Source organism: Aeromonas sp. MdU4 (genome assembly GCF_041929505.1).
Classification (GTDB): domain Bacteria; phylum Pseudomonadota; class Gammaproteobacteria; order Enterobacterales; family Aeromonadaceae; genus Aeromonas.
Genome location: NZ_JBHFMW010000029.1, coordinates 119,642 through 136,325, shown reverse-complemented (window position 1 = coordinate 136,325; position 16,684 = coordinate 119,642). Strand labels below are relative to the sequence as shown.

16 protein-coding genes are annotated in these 16,684 nt (G+C 52.9%); 7 read left to right on the top strand and 9 right to left on the bottom strand.

Annotation, left to right across the window (positions count from 1 at the left end):
* Nucleotides 1-38 precede the first annotated feature (38 nt).
* Nucleotides 39-506, top strand: coding sequence for a glycine zipper 2TM domain-containing protein (locus ACE1BR_RS17790; RefSeq protein WP_374872597.1), 468 nt, complete (start codon nucleotides 39-41; stop codon nucleotides 504-506).
* Nucleotides 507-589: 83 nt separating this feature from the next.
* Here the strand turns inward: ACE1BR_RS17790 and amt are convergent, their stop codons facing one another.
* Nucleotides 590-2,017 (bottom strand): ammonium transporter, encoded by a 1,428-nt coding sequence (amt, locus tag ACE1BR_RS17785; protein ID WP_374872594.1) that lies wholly within the window; start codon nucleotides 2,015-2,017, stop codon nucleotides 590-592.
* A gap of 373 nt (nucleotides 2,018-2,390) precedes the next feature.
* On the opposite strand from amt, the gene ACE1BR_RS17780 reads away from it, so the two are divergent.
* On the top strand, nucleotides 2,391-2,639 hold the full coding sequence (locus tag ACE1BR_RS17780; RefSeq protein ID WP_374872591.1) for a hypothetical protein: 249 nt from the start codon (nucleotides 2,391-2,393) through the stop codon (nucleotides 2,637-2,639).
* A 180-nt stretch (nucleotides 2,640-2,819) separates the two neighbouring features.
* Here ACE1BR_RS17780 and ACE1BR_RS17775 read toward each other — a convergent pair whose 3' ends face one another.
* Complete coding sequence (locus ACE1BR_RS17775; protein WP_374872589.1) at nucleotides 2,820-3,437, bottom strand: outer membrane beta-barrel protein; 618 nt, start codon at nucleotides 3,435-3,437, stop codon at nucleotides 2,820-2,822.
* Nucleotides 3,438-3,705: 268 nt separating this feature from the next.
* Between ACE1BR_RS17775 and ACE1BR_RS17770 the strand changes: the two genes are divergently transcribed.
* A complete protein-coding gene (locus tag ACE1BR_RS17770; RefSeq protein ID WP_374872586.1) occupies nucleotides 3,706-4,344 on the top strand; it encodes an exopolysaccharide biosynthesis protein in 639 nt (212 codons plus the stop codon).
* 62 nt (nucleotides 4,345-4,406) lie between these two features.
* On the opposite strand, the gene ACE1BR_RS17765 is transcribed toward ACE1BR_RS17770, so the two are convergent.
* Nucleotides 4,407-5,681 carry an amino acid permease gene (locus ACE1BR_RS17765; protein ID WP_374872584.1) on the bottom strand — a complete coding sequence of 425 codons (1,275 nt, stop codon included), beginning with the start codon at nucleotides 5,679-5,681 and terminating at the stop codon, nucleotides 4,407-4,409.
* A gap of 446 nt (nucleotides 5,682-6,127) precedes the next feature.
* Nucleotides 6,128-7,018: a diguanylate cyclase gene (locus tag ACE1BR_RS17760; RefSeq protein ID WP_374872582.1), complete on the bottom strand. Its 891-nt coding sequence runs from the start codon at nucleotides 7,016-7,018 to the stop codon at nucleotides 6,128-6,130.
* 333 nt (nucleotides 7,019-7,351) lie between these two features.
* Between ACE1BR_RS17760 and ACE1BR_RS17755 the strand changes: the two genes are divergently transcribed.
* A complete protein-coding gene (locus ACE1BR_RS17755) occupies nucleotides 7,352-7,669 on the top strand; it encodes a DUF6968 family protein (protein ID WP_374872579.1) in 318 nt (105 codons plus the stop codon).
* A gap of 361 nt (nucleotides 7,670-8,030) precedes the next feature.
* Here ACE1BR_RS17755 and ACE1BR_RS17750 read toward each other — a convergent pair whose 3' ends face one another.
* The 4 genes from ACE1BR_RS17750 to ACE1BR_RS17735 all read right to left on the bottom strand — a co-directional run bounded on the left by ACE1BR_RS17750 (nucleotide 8,031) and on the right by ACE1BR_RS17735 (nucleotide 12,491).
* On the bottom strand, nucleotides 8,031-9,026 hold the full coding sequence (locus tag ACE1BR_RS17750; protein ID WP_374872577.1) for a D-cysteine desulfhydrase: 996 nt from the start codon (nucleotides 9,024-9,026) through the stop codon (nucleotides 8,031-8,033).
* Nucleotides 9,027-9,108: 82 nt separating this feature from the next.
* Complete coding sequence (locus ACE1BR_RS17745) at nucleotides 9,109-10,524, bottom strand: Na+/H+ antiporter NhaC family protein (RefSeq protein ID WP_374872575.1); 1,416 nt, start codon at nucleotides 10,522-10,524, stop codon at nucleotides 9,109-9,111.
* A 19-nt stretch (nucleotides 10,525-10,543) separates the two neighbouring features.
* Nucleotides 10,544-11,698 (bottom strand): trans-sulfuration enzyme family protein, encoded by a 1,155-nt coding sequence (locus ACE1BR_RS17740; protein WP_374872573.1) that lies wholly within the window; start codon nucleotides 11,696-11,698, stop codon nucleotides 10,544-10,546.
* Between the two features lie 121 nt (nucleotides 11,699-11,819).
* On the bottom strand, nucleotides 11,820-12,491 hold the full coding sequence (locus ACE1BR_RS17735) for a transcriptional regulator (protein WP_374872571.1): 672 nt from the start codon (nucleotides 12,489-12,491) through the stop codon (nucleotides 11,820-11,822).
* Nucleotides 12,492-12,895: 404 nt separating this feature from the next.
* Between ACE1BR_RS17735 and ACE1BR_RS17730 the strand changes: the two genes are divergently transcribed.
* Genes ACE1BR_RS17730 through ACE1BR_RS17720 form a run of 3 tightly spaced genes read left to right on the top strand, consistent with a single transcriptional unit; the run spans nucleotide 12,896 to nucleotide 14,569 of the window.
* Entirely contained in the window at nucleotides 12,896-13,531 is a 636-nt protein-coding gene (locus ACE1BR_RS17730) for a Vat family streptogramin A O-acetyltransferase (RefSeq protein ID WP_374872569.1), read from the top strand.
* 28 nt (nucleotides 13,532-13,559) lie between these two features.
* The gene (locus tag ACE1BR_RS17725; protein ID WP_374872567.1) at nucleotides 13,560-13,976 is read left to right on the top strand and encodes a GNAT family N-acetyltransferase; all 417 of its coding nucleotides are present in this window, start codon (nucleotides 13,560-13,562) and stop codon (nucleotides 13,974-13,976) included.
* Nucleotides 13,976-14,569 carry a GNAT family N-acetyltransferase gene (locus ACE1BR_RS17720; protein ID WP_374872565.1) on the top strand — a complete coding sequence of 198 codons (594 nt, stop codon included), beginning with the start codon at nucleotides 13,976-13,978 and terminating at the stop codon, nucleotides 14,567-14,569. The genes ACE1BR_RS17725 and ACE1BR_RS17720 overlap by 1 nt, the downstream gene beginning before the upstream one ends.
* A gap of 89 nt (nucleotides 14,570-14,658) precedes the next feature.
* Here the strand turns inward: ACE1BR_RS17720 and ACE1BR_RS17715 are convergent, their stop codons facing one another.
* On the bottom strand, nucleotides 14,659-16,545 hold the full coding sequence (locus ACE1BR_RS17715) for an ATP-dependent endonuclease (protein ID WP_374872563.1): 1,887 nt from the start codon (nucleotides 16,543-16,545) through the stop codon (nucleotides 14,659-14,661).
* Between the last annotated feature and the right edge of the window lie 139 nt (nucleotides 16,546-16,684).

The following is a 16,684-nucleotide window of genomic DNA, read 5'->3' as shown; positions in this document are numbered from 1 at the left end:
CGGATTGTTCAAATTGCATGCAGCCCAGGAGGCCCACCATGTTGAAGCGTATGACCCTTATTGCTCTGCTGGCCGCAACTACCATCACTGGTTGCGCCAATAGCGATGTTTACTCTGGCGATGTCTATACCAAAGACCGCGCCAAACAGGTGCAAACTGTCAGCTATGGCACCATCCTCTCCACCCGCCCGGTAAAGATCCAGGCCGATGAAAACTCCCTGATGGGTACCATTGGCGGCGCCGTGGTCGGCGGCCTGCTGGGTAGCACAGTCGGTGGCGGTACCGGTCGCGATATCGCTGCAGCGGGTGGCGCTATCGCCGGTGCTGCGGCAGGCAATGCCATCGGCAACAAGATGAATCAGGTCGACGGCGTCGAGCTGGAGATCAAGAAAGAGAACGGCGAATCCATCGTCGTGGTGCAAAAAGCGAGCCCCACCTTCGTACCGGGTGCCCGTGTTCGCATGACCCAAGGCAACGGCAGCATCAACGTGGCCGTCGTGAACTAAGCGTGTGAACTAAGCGCTCCGCTGCTCTCGAACCATAAAAAAACCGCCGGATCCGGCGGTTTTTTGTTGTCTGGCGCTTGGAATTACATGCTGTAAGCCTTCTCGCCGTGGGAGGTCACATCCAGCCCTTCCCGCTCGGCATCGCCGTGCACCCGCAGCCCGACCAGCATGTCGACGGCCTTGAAGGCAATCGCCGCCACAGCCCCGGACCAGAGGATGGTGACACCAACCCCGATGGCCTGGATCTTCACCTGCGCCAGAATGGAGTAGCCTTCGGCCACCTGATTGGTGACATAGTCCCACACCCCGGTGCCGCCCAGATCCGGACTGGCAAAGACGCCGGTCAGCAGGGCCCCGAGAATACCGCACACCCCGTGCACGCCAAACACGTCCAGACTGTCATCAGCCCCCAGCAGGCGCTTGAGACCGTGAACGCCCCACAGACCCGCCACGCCGCTGATCAGCCCCATTATCAGACCACCGCCCACTCCGACGAAACCGGCTGCCGGGGTGATCACCACCAGACCGGAGACCGCGCCAGAGGCAGCACCCAGCAGGGAGGGACGCCCCTTCATCACCCACTCGGCCAGCGTCCATGAAAGCGCAGCTGCAGCCGGAGCCACCCAGGTGTTGATAAAGGCGAGTGCGGCGATACCGTTGGCTTCCAGCGCGGAGCCTGCGTTGAAACCGAACCAGCCGAACCACAGCAGGGAGGCGCCGATCATGGTCATGGTCAGGCTATGGGGGGTCATGGGATCACGACCGTAGCCCAGACGTTTGCCCACCAGATAGGCACCCACCAGACCCGCCACGGCAGCGTTGATGTGCACCACGGTGCCGCCAGCAAAGTCCAGCGCACCCTGCTGGAACAGATAACCGGCAGTGGCAGTCGCCGTCGCGGCAGCCTCGGCGCTGGTATAGGCATCGGGGCCCGCCCAATACCACACCATGTGGGCCAGCGGGATGTAGGCGAAAGTGAACCAGATCACCGAGAAGAGCAGCACGGCGGCAAACTTGATGCGCTCGGCAAACGCCCCCACGATAAGGCCACAGGTAATGGCGGCAAAGGCCCCCTGGAACACCACATAGATGAACTCGCTGATCCCGACCCCCTTGCTGAAGGTGGCGGCGATGGAGTCAGGGGTCACCCCCTTGAGCAGCAGCTTGCTGAAGGAGCCGTAGAAATTGCCCCCCTCGGTAAAGGCCAGCGAATAGCCGTAGATCACCCAGAGTACGCAGATGAGGCAGAACAGGGTAAAGACCTGCATCAGCACGCTCAGCATGTTTTTGGCCCGCACCAGCCCGCCGTAGAAAAGAGCCAGACCGGGGATCGACATCAGGATCACCAGTGCAGCCGAGAGCAGCATCCAGGTGTTGTCACCCTTGTTGATTGTCACGCTGGCAACCGGTGCCACCGCCGCCTGAACCTGAGAGACCTCGTCGGCCCAACTTGGGGTCACCAGTAACGCCATCAATATCGGCAGACCCGCCATCATCCATTTTTTGACCATAGAGCACTCTCCTTCCCTGTCGTACCGGTGCAAGACCGGCTCCGTTTCCTTGATTGAATCTGTGGCAAGCCGCCCGATGTTGCTGCAACCCGCCTGAATCACACCCGTGCCCGGCACGGGGATGTCTCTTGCCACTGCATCATCAGTGCGTCTGCCACCGATGACTGCAAGAGACCGTCTGACATGTAAAAAAGCATAAAGCAGGCCATAAATTTAAATCCTTTAAAATCACTACATTAGCCGTATCAAATCGTCAAGATGCACCAAAATGGCGCAACATCTGCGCTCACCTGAATGCGGCCGCCCTGTGACAGGGCAGCCTGTCACTGCTGCACCACAAATACGCAAATCCAGTCCCGGCCAGACAGAGCAGATGAGCATCACACAGGACGTGGCGGCTTGTTTAGACTGGCTCGCTCACCGTTTACCGAGCCTGACTGACATAGATGAGGCTACTTTCACCCACCGTAAGGAGTGGAAAGAGATGCCCCCTCACCGTGAGTCTGCCGGGTATCGACCGCACCATAACGGCGTTGGTCACGGGATGGAGGAGCGGGTGCTGCCGCAATTTGGCACCCTGTGGCAGCAGCAGTCCCCACCATCAGGGCTAGCGACCCGATAGACGGCGAAGAGTGTCCAGTACAGATACTCGCGGTCGCTGTCACTGACCCAGAGCCGCAACGACTGGCCGCCCCGCACCATTGCGCCGGGCAACTCCGTTATGGCCAGGTATCAGCCAAACCGCGATTCAGGCAGACACTGCGCGGTGTGGGCCAGGTTCCCCTGGCGAAAGATCATCAGGTTAAAAACGGAAGGTGAGACCGATGTTGGCCTGCCACTGGGTTACCAGCTCCCCCCGCACCTTGAACACGCACTGTTCCGGGTTGCAGAGAAACTGATTGCTGTCGTTGACCAGCGTGCCATAACCGCGCACCTCGGCCCGTAGCGCCAGATGCTCAGAGAGGCGCGGTTGCACCCCGAGCGCCAGCGACATGGAGGGCGCCACCTCGCTGTCATAGGCAGCAAATCGGGTCACGCCGATACCGGCGCCGATATAGGGAGCCATCAGGTTGTCAGAGAGGGTCAAGGCACCGGCAAAGTGCAGGGTATCCACCGTCAGGCGATCCGGCTGGTCAGGAGAGAGGGTGGTGGACTGATGGCTGTAGAGCAGCTCGATCATGCCCGGATCATCCACCTCCTTGCTGATAAAGAGGCCCCAGCTGCCGGAGCCCTGCCCCTGCAGCGAATCAAGCGAGGTCGAGAGCGGTATCGGCTGCACTACATCGTCACTCTTCTCGAAGTCGATGGCGGAGCTGTAGCCGAAAAACGGCGTCACCTGCCAACCCGTCGCTTGTTCGGTACTCCAGACCTGCCCCCATGGCAGGATCAGCCCCATCATCACGATCCCTGCTCTCTTCATCATCGCCCCCTGCTCTGCATGTGAATATGTCCGCATGTAATTGCGCAGAAAGCATACCAGAGAGATCCTGCTTCCATCCTAAATGACGGCTGTACGGGGTCACGTTCAGGGAGCGTGCCCACCGCTCTTGGCGCCAAAAAACCACTCCTCACCTGCCGCGATGTGTGACCCGGCACCATTCATCCACGGTTAACCTCTGCCACGTATGCTGGCGCCCAATCCGGGTCATGGTGGCCCGACACAAGCCGACAGCAGAAGGATGCCGGAAATGGCGACAGCCCCCCTCAACGACCCGCAACACACCCTCGCCAATACCCTGCGGGCCACGGCCCATGCCATCGAGGAGAGTCATATCAGCCTGCGCCAGATGCTCGCGCTGGTGGGCGAGCAGGGGATGCTGCTGTTCTGCGTGCTGCTCACCGTCCCCTTCCTGCTGCCGGTCTCGATTCCCGGCGTCAGCACCCCGTTTGGCCTGCTGATCCTCTTTATCGGGATCGGCATCACCCTCAACCGGGTGCCCTGGCTGCCCGCCATCCTGATGGAGCGCCGCTTCGCCGCCGACCAGCTCAAGCCGACCCTCACCAAGGGGGCCGACCTGCTGGCCCGTATCGACCGTTACATCAGGCCGCGCCTACCCGCGCTGACAGCCAGCAACACCATCAACCGCTGCAACGGCCTGCTGATCATGCTGGCCGCCCTGCTGCTGATGCTGCCCCTTGGCGCCATCCCCTTCACCAATGCCCTGCCCGCCTGGGCCATCCTGCTGCTGGCCACCGGCATGCTGCAGCGAGACGGTCTGTTCGTCACTGGCGGCTATCTGCTGGTGAGCGCGACGCTGGTCTGGTTCAGCGCACTGGCGGCCGGCCTGCTGATGGCAGGCCAGAGCGCCACCAGTCTACTCGGCTAAACGGGAGACAAAGAAAAGGGCGACCAGATGGTCGCCCTTTTTGACTTGTGCGGGATCCACCGTTACAGCAGATCGTAGATAAGGGCCGAGATGGCAAGCAGCCCGATCACCAGCACAAAGAGGGTACTCGCCCCGCGATAACGCTTGAGGGCGGGCAGACGATAGATGGAGCAGGCTGGCAGCAGGAACAGGATCACCGCGATCAGCGGCCCGCTCACCTTCTCGATGATCTCCAGCACGTTCGGGTTGAGGTAGGTAATCACCCCGGTCACCACGAACAGAATCACTGACGAGACCCGCGCGATAGTCGTTTCACGCAGGGAAAGTCCCAGCCCCTGACAGGCACCGTTCACCATGCTCACCGTCCCCTCACTCACCCCCATGGAGGTGCCGAGGAAGGATTTGGACATGGCCAGAATGGCGATGAGCGGCCCCACATAGGCGATCAGCGGATTGGAGAACTTGTTCGCCAGCGCCGACAGCACCGAAATATTGTCGATGCGGGCCTGCGCCATCTCGGCCTGACTCAGGCTCATCACACAGCTCACCACGAAGAACAGCACGCTACCGCAAATCAGCAGGCTGCTGCATTTGATGATCCGCTTGGTGCGCAGATCGGCACTCTCATGACAACGCTTTTTCTGCGCTGCAGTGAAGGAGGAGATAATGGGTGCATGGCTGAACGAGAAGACCATTACCGGCACAATCAGCCAGAGGGATTTCCAGAACGCCGGGTCACGCCAGTCCACCCCCTGACTCTCGCTGAAGTAGGAGAGGCTCCACTGGGGCAGCAGATAGATGGAGAGGCCAAGCAGAAAGGCAACCATAGGTAACGCCAGTACGCTGATGGCCGATACCACAATCTGCTTGCCCGCCAACAGGATCAGATGCAGACCCAACATCACCCCCAGCACCAGCAGACCGCGCGGGATCTCGGCATTACCCAGCTGGTGCACCACAAAACTCTGGATCGCGTTGGTAATGGAGATGCTGTAGACCAGAATGATGGGATAGAAGGCCATCAGATAGACCAGCATCAGCAACTTGCCCGCCCGCGCCCCGAAGTGCTCCTCCACCACATGGGTGATATCCCCTTCCCGATGGGAACTGGAGAGCACAAAACGGCTCAACGCCCGATGGGAATAATAAGAGAGCGGAAAGGCGAGCAGTAAAATAAACAATAAAATAACCGGCGAATTACTGCCGACAGTAATAGGGAGAAATAACGTACCGGCACCGACCGCAGTGGCATATAAGCCCATAGTCCATACCGAATCACTTTTTTCCCATTTCATTTTTGCAACCTGGTTACTCTTTTCAGCAATAGAAACACTCATTGCAATATATACCTTATTAGTCTGTCATCATTATTTTTATTGGCCCGAATAACAGGCTGGAGATATGTCATTGCATATCGCCCTGCACATAGAAAAAACAACGCCGCCAGCGGCCAACAGGGCCACTAGAGGGATACGGAGCTGCCACGCTACCATCGTTGAAATCGCTATCCTGGTCAAGGTTAATAATTCATGACTGTTTGAATCAGATTGTTTCAAAAGACAACGAGATGTGTCACATCCATCATCCAACACCCAATTCAAGCCGGTTTGATAACATACTGATAAAACCTCATCCCAATGTCCAACAACACAAATAAGACCAGTGATCAGGCCAAGAATATTAGCACCATAGTAACAAGAATATGAGTTAAATAATTCACATGCCCTCCAGTCATTGCTAGTTGAGCCAGTGAGATTATTTGTTGCCAACGATAAAGAGAGTGTCAGGGGGCCGGACAGTGCGCAACCCGATTGCGGCCCGCCCGCTTGGCCCGGTAGAGCCACTCATCGGCACGGGCCAGCGCCTGATTAATCTCCTCATCCGGCAGCACCAGGGTGGTGCCCAAGCTCACCGTCATGCCGACCGGATCGGCAGGCAGCGCTGCGACGGCGGCGCGGATCTGCTCGCCCATCTGCAGCAAAGCAGCTTCATCCTGCCGTGGCAACAGGATCAGGAACTCCTCGCCGCCGCTGCGCACAAAGAGATCGTCCGCCCGCAACAAGGCATCAATGCAACCACTAAAGCGCTGCAACGCCAGATCTCCCTGCTGATGACCGTAACGATCGTTGATCTGCTTGAAGTGATCGATGTCGAGCATGATAAGGCCGCAGGGCGCTTCACCCGCCCGCAACTGCTGGCAGTGATCGAAGAAGTAACGACGGTTGTAGAGGCCGGTCAGCTGGTCGGTTTCACTCTGGCGCTGGAGCCGCTGCTGCAACTCGAACTGGCGGGTAATATTGCGCGTCACCCAGGCCACTGCCCGCTTGCCATCATAGAGGGATGGTAGCGGAGCTATCTTGCCCTCGAAGCGTTGTACCCCTTGTGGCCCAACAGTGGTCTCGATTCCCCCAACCTCGGTCGCGGCCAGCTCATACTCCACCACCCGAACCTGCCCGCTCGCCAGTGACTGGCCCACCTGCCCCATGACCCACTGTGCCATCTCGGCTGGCAACACATCCGCCAGCTGCTTGCCCGCTAGCGGATTGCCATCCTGATAGGATTGCAGCTCCGTGCCGCCTATGTATTCAACGTAATAGCCATCCTCACTGAGAATGAAGACCGGATCTGGCAGCTGGGCTATCACTTCATAAAGTTGCGATACCGAAAGTGTCACGGGAACTCCTGTACTTCGACTTTAAACAGGGCTATCTATTTTGCCTCAACAGGCGTCACCAACCCTTATAGACACCAGCGATTATTCTGCGACCACAGCCAACTATCCTTTACATCTCGCAGCATGCCACTGTATTGGCGAGCATAGCTCGCTGGTGCCGCTGTCGCTCCGGAGTTTCCTCACCACCGCACTGACACCCCGTGAGTCCAACGATATCTCATTGTTTCAGCACAAGAGTTCATTTACGCTGACCATCTTGAGCCTGGCAATTGCCCCATCCGCCAGCAGGATGCACGCCGCCCCATGGCGACCCCACGGAAAAGGAACCACAGGATGAAAAACGCCATCGTCACCGCCCGCTTTGACGCCATCAGCACCGAAGGGGAGCAGCTCACCCTCAAGATTGCCATCAGAGCCCCCGAACCTGATCCCCAATCCGCCAGCGGTGACTGGCGCTGCAAAGTGAAGCTGGCAGGGCTCAGCGACAAGACCTTTATCTACGGCGTCGACAGCCTGCAGGCCCTGAGTCTCGCCATCAAATATATCGAAACCGAACTGCGCGCCTTCTCCGATGCAGGTTGGCAATTCTATCTACCCGATTGCCCCGATCACCCCATCGACATGGCCGCCTGCTACTTCCCGGCGCTCTAGCGACCGGCTCAATCCGGTTAGCCACCCTGTCCCAGGCCACGACCACCCATTCCCTTCGTATCGGTGGTTTTCACCAGATGAGCTTTATCAAGAACACCATCAAGGGAGCAGTGAATAAGGTGGCTGGCACTGCAATAATCAACACCAACGGGGTGGCTGTGCACTCCGTTCGTTACGCTATTGAGCTTATTTTGGTGGGCCGCTCATCGATGAACTCGAATAAACACTACACCGATGGGACTATCAGGATAAATGAAGACATCGACTTTCTAATACCAGTAATCTCCCGGTTTAAATAAGGCCACCAAAACGATCAGTCGCCTTACTTAAACTTGCTAAGCACTTATGAAAAATCGCAACATCATACCGATGGATAATAAGCAAACAACGCAGGTGAACCACCGGTATGAACAAATAACAACGGCCCCTGCTTGCCAAACTTGTCTGTCTTGATGCCATCTATCAGGCCAGCCATGGCTTTACCGGTGTAAACAGGGTCCAGCGTAATCCCTTCCAGACTCGCCAATAACTTCACTGCAGCCATACCCTGCTCATTTGGCATGCCATACATTGGCAGGAAATACTCATCCCACAGCGATATGTTTGCAGCGGCATTCACCTCGAGCAGAGCGGCAACCTCTTGCTGGAGCTTGATCACTTTCGGTGCTTGTGTCGCCACAACTCGTGAAACGGTCACCCCGATCAATTCGCACTCAGGCATCAACTGCTCCAGACCCACCGCCAACCCGGCATGGGTGCCAGCGCTGCCAGAGGGAACCACGACTGCCGCAAACTCGATACCCATGGCCTCCGCCTGCGCCGCAATTTCATTGGCACAAACAACATAACCCAGAGACCCCAGCGCATTTGAACCACCAATAGGAACAACATACGGAATTGCCCCTTGTTGCTCCAGACGCAGCCGAACGGCTTCCAGTTGTTCATCGGGTGCATTGAGTTCGTCAACCAACTCGACTTCACAACCGAATAGATCCATCAGATAGCTATTGCCATTATGCAAATAATTATCTGAAGCGGTATTGATCGGATTTTCCAATAGTGCGACACATCGCATGCCATATTTTGCAGCGACAGCAGCGGTCTGGCGTACGTGGTTGGATTGAATTGCCCCAGCAGTAACCAAGACATTTGCACCTTTCAGTTTTGCCTCGGCAACCAAAAACTCCAGCTTTCTGAGCTTGTTGCCACCCATGGCGAGTGGGGTAATATCATCACGCTTGATATAAACATCACGCCCCAGATGCTCGGAGAAGCGAGCTAAATATTCTAATGGCGTTGCAGATTTAACCAGCTCAACTCGCGGGAAACTATTTATTTTTTCAATCAGGTGACTCATCATCATCTCCAAATAAAATACTTGTCGTCATATGAAATTGAGGCACTCGATAGAGTGCCTCATGCCTGACAACAATTCAACTTCAGATTGAAAACCCTAAAATAACATAGCCAATAAATGCTATCGCACCGGTAACCAATGCATAGGGAAACTGCGTTCTGATATGCTCTATATGCTCGCAGTTGGTAGCCATTGATGCCACAATGGCATCACTTGATATAGGCGATGTCATATCACCAAATATAGAACCGGCGATTGAAGCACCAATCATATATTCAAACGGTACATTCAAGGAGACCCCTAACTGCACCCCAATCGGGATCATGATGGCAAACGTGCCCCATGAAGTACCGGTTGCCAGTGACATGATGGCACTGATGATAAAGATGAAGCCAATTGAGAAGCTGGGTGAAATCACACCTGATGTCACCGATGCAATGTAATTGCCAGTGTTCAGCTCGGCTGAAATATGGCCCATCAGGAATGCCAGGATCATCACCGAGCTGATTTTTACCATACTGGCATAACCAACATACAGCTCTTTAAAGAAGCTCTCGATATTTAAAATACCACGGCACCAGAACCATACAAAAGAGACCAGAGTCCCGAACATGGCACTGGAATAGACAGACATGGAACCGCTCCCCTTGGAGAAATTACCATCGCCAGTCAGATAGAGCACGACCGGCACCATCAATACCGTTGAGAGGATCGGGATGAAAAAGTTCCACAAAGAGTCACTGGCCGGATGCTTGATAACCTCATCGTGATGCTCGGCGACTGTCTCCGCGACATCATGATTGGCCAGCTCATAACGCTGCTCGGCTTTTTTCATCGGCCCCCATGAGACGCCGGAGAAAATATAGAACAAGACAGATGCCAACGACAGCCAAGCCATGATATTCCAAACCATGGAGTGCGCCAGAATTTCAAATGGTTGACCATCGATCAACCCCTTGGAAATCTGCACACCAATCACCCCCATCATGGCCGCCCCCCAGCCATTGATCATCACGGATGAACAAACAGAGACGCATGATGTTTGAATAATGTATGACATCTTCTCTGGCGGAACATGATAGCGCTTGGCCAAATCCTTGGTCGAAGCGCCGGAGATCAGCTGGTTCACTGAGCTTTCAATAAAGATCAGTGAAGTAATGACCATCGCCAGCAACTGGACTGACTTTTTGTTGGTTATATAGCCATTGTTCTCTGACAAGAATTGCACCAGTCGTCGGACCCCACCCGTCACAACGATCAATCTCATAATGCCGCCAATCAGCACCATAAAGACAATCGTTCTGGTATTGGCCGGTGAAGAGAAGGTGTCAATGATCCCGTTGACGGTCGCAACAACCCCCAGCGAGAAACTGTGGTTAATAACAACAAAGCCAACAAATATCCCTGCCAGCAATGACAAAATAACCTGTCTGGTGAATATCGCTAAAAGGATAGTCACCAGCGGCGTGATAATTGTCCACACCCCATAATCGTGCATAAATACAACCTTCTTATTATCAGATTAACGCCAGCGCATTCGCCAGATCGTCTTTAAGATCCTGAACATCTTCAATGCCAATGGAGAAGCGCAACGTCGTATCATATATTCCGATACTCTCGCGTTCGGCTGGCGTCATGGAACCATGGGACATGGAGGCAGAGTGATTGATCATGCTCTCGACACCACCCAGTGACTCTGCCAGCACGAAATATTTGAGCCCGGAGAGGAACTTGACCACATCCTCACGTTCACCGTGTAAACGCACCGTGACAACGGCACCGCCAGAACGCATCTGCTTTTTGCACAGCTCATGTTGCGGATGCGAGGCAAGCCCCGGGTAATGAACCTCTTTTACCTTGGGATGTGATTCAAGATACTCGGCGATCTGCTGGGCATTTTTGCAATGGCGTTCCATACGCACATCCAGGGTTTTCATGCCACGCAGCGCCAGATATGCATCAAAAGGTGAGGCAATGGCACCTACAGTCGTCTTTACAAAATCGAGTTTTTCCGCCAATTCCGGCTTGTTGGTAATAATGGCCCCACCAATCAGGTCAGAGTGACCACCAATGTATTTGCTGGCGGATAACATCACCATATCAGCACCCAGTTCGAGCGGTCTCTGGTTCCAGGCACTGGCAAAGGTATTATCAACACAGGTAAGCAGATTTTTCTCTTTCGCCAATTGGCAAACCTGCTCAATATCAACCAGCGTCAGCAATGGATTGGTTGGCGTCTCAATCCAGATGAGCTTGGTCTGCTCAGTGATCTGCTGGCTGACCGCATCCAGATCATTCAAATCGACATAAGTACAATTCAGGCCAGATGTATGCTTGCGCAACCGCTCGAACAGGCGATAAGTGCCGCCATATACGCCACACATGACGATAATGTGCGCATCTTTCGGCAACAGCTCCAGCACCAGCGCGGTTGCCGCCATACCGGAAGCCGTCGCAGTGGCATAAATGCCATTTTCCAGAGCTGCCAGTGCGGATTCATAGGCATACCGAGTCGGGTTGCTGCAGCGAGAGTAGCAATAATCACCACCTTCACCGAGATTTGGCTGAATAAAAGAGCTCGCGGTAGTGATGGGCGGGAATATGGCATTATTACCCTTGTCATGTTGATTCCCGCCATGGATGGCAATTGTTGCTATTTTATTGCTATTCATTTTTGACCTGCTATTAAAATTAATAAAAACCGTACCCACGCCTTCACGTCATGGGTATATCTACTAGCGAATTTAAATGTTTTTATTGTTAATTGATGCGCAAACTGCCATCACTATCGGTTTACGCTGGCGAACTCACCAGACTGGATTTGTGATTTCGAATATGCAAATAAACGGTATGGCGAGAAACCCCCAACATACGGGCAACCAGTTGAGGCGTATCCTTGATATCAAATATCCCCATGTCATACAGCCGGTTCACTATTTCCTTGTTGCGTACGCTGCTACCCAATGAACTGTCCTGATCGACTTTTTCAATGACCTGAGAGACCAGATCATCCACAGAGCTGGCAAAGGTTTCATTGTTCACATGGATAGCTGTCGCAGGCGGCGAGAATGTTTCCAGCAGGTTTGTCAGCGACGTTTCCAGACTGAAATTCACACACAACATCCCCACCGGTTTGCCATGACGATTCTTGATCGTGATCGAAGAGGACTTCATCACCTTCCCTTCCTTGGTGCGGGTGAAATAGCTACTCCATTGACTACCGGCTGTGCTCTGCAGCTTGGTCAGCGCGAAGTCGGTTACCGGCGCCCCCTCTTGCCGCCCGGTGACATGCCCGTTGGCAATCTTGACGACCGAGGCGTGCAAGTTATCAAAAGCGTGTAGCACCACTTCACAACCAGGCCCGAATAGCGCCGAAAGAGCCTCAACTGCAGGCTTGAAACTGGCGATTAAATGACAAGATTCTTCGTCGAGCAGGAACTCATCACATGATGAAGAATCACCCATTTAATATCTCCGGAAATTAACAATAGTTGAGCTCGTTAAGTTTTGACCATGTTATTGGCATGAAACAGCTTGCGCAAGCGCCAAAAATCCAGAAATAGGTGATCCAACTCAACTTAATGTAAGTTAGTTGAGCCTAAAGAGAAGATCGCGGCACTTTACTCAACAGACGTTAAGTGTAGGAACATTACATACATTTCAGCTTCGCCAACCGGATGGGATCGCAATGAGACCAAACTCACCCAGCGATCCGGGCAGGCGCACTTTTTCCGCACCGCCACGCCATCCCGGTGCTGCGGTAGCCAACCAGGTTGTTGCACAAACGCGAAATCGGGAGTGAAAAAGGTAGCACTCCGCCACCACCTTCCTTTACGGTACAGAGCCAACAGACCCGAAAGGAGAGCACCATGCACGGGCCAGATCCCGCCAATCCCCACCCCATGAACGGCTTCCCCCAAGTGTGCTTTATCAAGAACACCATCAAGGGGCCCAATATCGAGGTGGGTGACTACACCTATTACGACGACCCGGAGGATTCGGCGGGCTTCGAGCGCAACGTCCTCTACCACTTCCCCTTCGTCGGCGACAAGCTCATCATCGGCAAGTTCTGCGCCATCGCCCGCGGGGTGAAGTTCATCATGAACGGCGCCAATCACCAGACCTCCGGCTTCTCCACCTACCCCTTCTTTATCTTCGGCAACGGTTGGGAAAGCGCCGCACCCGCCCCGGGCAGCCTGCCCTACAAGGGCGATACCGTGATCGGCAACGATGTCTGGATTGGCTATGACGCCCTGATCATGCCGGGGGTAAAGGTCGGCAACGGCGCCATTATCGCCGCCCGATCCGTGGTCACTAGCGACGTGCCCGCCTACGCCGTGGTCGGCGGCAACCCCGCCAAGGTGATCCGCTACCGCTTCGACGACGACACCATCGCCCGTCTCAACGCCATCGCCTGGTGGGACTGGCCGGTGGAGCAGATCAGCCGCAACCTGCCGCTTATCAGCGGCGGCGAGATAGCCGCGCTGGAAGCGGCAACCCTATAGAGACAATCACCATCAAGCAGGAAGCACTATGCAACTAACCCCACCCCAACCGCCTCAGGACGATGAGATCGAAGCGCTGCGCATTGGTCTCTCGGGCTTCAACACGGGTCACGCCGGCACCCATTTGCGCGAGCGGATCGCCAGCTTTATCAAGGATGAAGAGGGTAAGGTACACGGCGGCATCATCGCCGACATCAAGTGGGGCTGGCTGCACGTCGACTGGCTCTGGATCGATGAAAGCATCCGCCGCGATGGCTGGGGCGGCCGCCTGCTCGGCGCCATGGAGCTGTACGCCCAAAGCAAGGGCATCAGCAACTACCATCTGGAAACCACCAGTTTTCAGGCCCTCCCCTTCTATCAGAAGCAGGGTTACGAGGTCTTTGGTCAGCTACCCGATATGCCGCCGGGGCATATCAGTTACTTTCTGAAAAAGCAGGACAAGTGATGACACTCCCGCGCCTTACCAACGCCAGACTCGTGATCCGCCCGTTCGAACCGGCCGATGCCGACGAGTTTGTCCGCGCGGCCCACGAATCCATCGAGACGGTCGGCAAATGGATGAGCTGGTGCTCCCCTTCATTTACTCGGGAGAGCGCGCTGGAGTGGTTTGCCAGCTGCGATCAGGATCGCGCAGCAGGACGAGCCTTTGATATGGGCATTTTCTGCGCCACCACCGGCCAGCTCTTGGGTGGCGCAGGTATCAACCAGCTGTCGCCCCATCATCGCTACGGCAATATCGGTTACTGGGTGCGCCAATCCCACCAAGGACAAGGTATCGCCCGGCAGGCGGTCGCCCTGCTGCGTGAATTTGGCTTTGAACGGTTGGGGCTATTTCGGCTGGAGATCGTGATGGGGGTTGGCAACACCGCCAGCGAAGCCGTTGCCATCACTGCCGGGGCCACCTTCGAGTGTCGGGCAAGGAATCGCATTTTCCTCCATGGACAGCCGATGGATGCGCATATCTACGCTCTTATTCCAGCTGACGTCTGTGATAAGGAGAATTCTATAACGTTATCTGAGGTGAACGGTGATAGGTGATCTCCCCCTTCGTCACCTCTTAATCCGATAACCCACAACGCTACGGACGAAATAATAAACATTCTGTCATCTGGCTAGAGATTCGTTCGCTATGCTCTCGTCAGGATAAAGGGTGATTCTGAGTTTTCGGCGGTTGTTTTTTCTAATGCAATAGGTGACAGCCTTAGCTTTTTAACAATTATTTCAATCACCGGTTCGAAAGCCGCAACAATACCTTTTGAAAGTAATTCATCATCACTCATGTTCTCAATGTATTGACTTACATGACGTTTACCTTGATGTGTGAAAGCATAATCAACGATAAATCTCTGGTAACCTGACAAATCAGCCTTATATGTAATTGGGCTTATACCATTATTAAATAGCTCTTTACGCTTACCATCAGTAAATTTTTGCTCTTCATCAAGAATTTCTTCAAGCCAAAATTGTTCTAATGCATAATTCCAAATATTCTCTGGATAGAGGTGTTCCAATTCCACTCTCCACACATAACCTTTAGCTTTCAGCTGCTTAGGAGCTTCATGTGGAGGATATGTTGCTGCACTCACGGGTGATTGTTGTCCCTTAAAAAACTCTGTTAATTGAGTTTTTGCATCTTTACCAGCTGCATCATCATCCAGAAGGAGAAGGCCTAAAATTTTTGTTTTCTCATGTTTCTGAAGCAAGTAAAATGCCTTGGCTCTATCACTAGCAGCATTTGCACTATTATAAGCATTATCTGGAACATCAATAAAAACTTCATCTGCTCGATTTAAATACTGCAGAACCCTATTAATTACAACACGATCACTAACACCCTCAAGAAATAATCTTGGCTTGGAAGACACTGCCAATTGAGATGACAAAGCACCTAATGTACTCTTATATTCATCTTCTCTCTCTTGCCATACTTTCCTATGTTCTTCAATTAATGGCGTTACAAGATTTAGAAATCCTGTATTACCGTGAAGGTCATGCTCACTACATGATTGTAGCTTAGTATCATGCCCCTTTTTATCAACATAATAGCTAATACTCTTTAGACCCGATGGCAATGAAGAATTAAACGAAAGTGAGTATATAGCAGGTGAGTGTGTTGTTATAAATATCTGCGTATGTTTCTTAGCTGCCTCGACCAACTGGTTATTAAGTTCAAAGCACGTTGAGAATTCAACATTATTTTCAGGTTCTTCAAATCCCCAGATCTGAGGTCGAATAGTTATTTTTGCACCAATGCTTTGCTGTTTCAGAGCAATAAATGAAAGCATCATGGGAATATGCCTAATTTTTATCCCATCGCCTCTACGGCTTAAAGGTATATTGTCGGCTTTAAACTCAAGGGCGCCAAAGATATTTCTTAAATTTTGAGGGAGTTTGATTTCATTGTTGCTACTAGCGAAAACAGTATCAATTTCCCCCATCAACTCACTGATATGCTGATTGATCTCTTGCTCAAAACTATTAGCTGATGCATGTAATCCTTGTTCAGATGAAATAGCTAGCACATCGTATAGCTTACCTTGCAGGTCTCGGAAAAAATTAGCATCCTTAATTGCTGGGATATATATGTAGTTAATGCTTTTCAACAGACTAGGTATTTTACTTCTTTTAGGGAAGTTCTTTTTATTTACTACAACGCCACTTTTAATTTCACAGTGCTGTTGCACTTCATCGTGAAAACCATCCGCACGCCATGTTTTACTCCAATATACGGTATCAGGTTGCTCTGGCTTACGATAACTTCGCGGAAGTTTAAGAACCAACTCGACTTTAATCTCCTTCGCTTTCCTTTGCTGAACAATTGCATTGATATTAAAGTCAGAGTGAAAATTATAGTCAGCATCGGCATCAGTCTTACCATTAAAAAATAAATTTAATGCTCTAAGGAGGTTTGATTTCCCTGCGTCATTTTTACCCACTAGAGTAGTAATTTCTTCCGTGGATATTGTCTCTTTACGTATAGAGCGAAAGTTAGTAATGGTAATCTGTCTGATCATGATATATGCCAAGAATTGCCAACTTATGGGTATTGTATGGCATATTTATGATAAGTCTAGATATTCTACTTATGGTTAATATCTATCACGATTCTCGTTTCTCACTGTACCTCGTATATTGCATTCAGAAACCAATTTA